Annotated in this window: 1 protein-coding gene and 1 pseudogene; both read right to left on the reverse strand. The window is 59.1% G+C overall.

Translation table 11 applies throughout. The features are described 5' to 3' along the window. Window positions 1-295 (reverse strand): annotated as a pseudogene (locus tag QD357_RS32480) (sugar ABC transporter substrate-binding protein); the annotation flags it as partial. 95 nt (window positions 296-390) lie between these two features. Beyond that, on the reverse strand, window positions 391-1,011 hold a 621-nt coding region (locus QD357_RS32485), incomplete at its 5' end, for an ABC transporter permease (protein WP_414126110.1).

Below are 1,011 nucleotides of genomic sequence, written 5' to 3' on the forward strand. Positions count from 1 at the left end.
GTGACATGATGATCGCGTTGAATTGTTGGGTGATCGCTGTGTCGATCTGGTTCGCCTGTGTCAGTGGATCATACTTGCCGTCGAAAACGGTGATCTCGACCTCGCCCGATTTGACGGCGGGATGGTTCTGGATTTCCGTCGACCAAGCCTTCATGTACTCGCCGGACTCACCGAACGAGAGAGCCGCGATCCGAATTTTGTCCTGCGCGAAGGCGAAGTTCCCGCCAGCCAACGTCGCTACGGCGATTGCCATACCCACACCCGCATTGAGCAGGTTCCTCCTAGACATCTGCATTTCATATTCTCCTCTGGTTTAWGATACGTCCGGACGCGACACGCTGGGCCGGACATTGTCGCCGGCCTTCCCCGGCGGCAATTTCGGGATTGGTCTTATTTGCGGATTTGGTCGGCGATKACCGCGACCACGATGATCGTGCCCTTGAGGACCTGCTGGTAGTATGAAGACACGCCCATGAGGTCCATGCCGTTGTTGATCGTGCCGATGATGAGCGCGCCGATCAGTGTGCCGAGCAGCGATCCGCGGCCGCCCGCAAGGCTCGTCCCGCCGATCACGACGGCGGCKATCGCATCGAGTTCATAACCGATGCCCGCTTGCGGCAGCGCAGCGGTAGTGCGAGCCGTCAGGACAAGCCCCGCAAGACCAGCCAGGAGGCCCGAGATCACATAGGTCGCACCGACGATCACCTTGGTGGAAATGCCGCTCGTGCGAGCCGCCTTCTCGTTGCCGCCAACTGCGTACACATAACGGCCGAAAGTCGTATAGTTTAGAACGGTCCATCCAATCAGGAAGACGACGAACAGGATGACGATCGGTACCGGGATATACATGATCTGCCCGGAGCCAATCCACTTGAAGGGATCCGACAGATTCGGGATGGGGCGTCCTTCCGAAAAGATCAAGGTGAGCCCGCGGGCCACGCTCAACATGCCAAGCGTCACTACGAACGGCGGGACCTTGAGCGCGGCAACAAGCACTCCGCTCACCAAGCC

Origin of the sequence: Rhizobium sp. BR 317, from assembly GCF_047445835.1 — a bacterium.
In the GTDB taxonomy this organism is placed as follows: Bacteria; Pseudomonadota; Alphaproteobacteria; order Rhizobiales; family Rhizobiaceae; genus Rhizobium; species Rhizobium paranaense.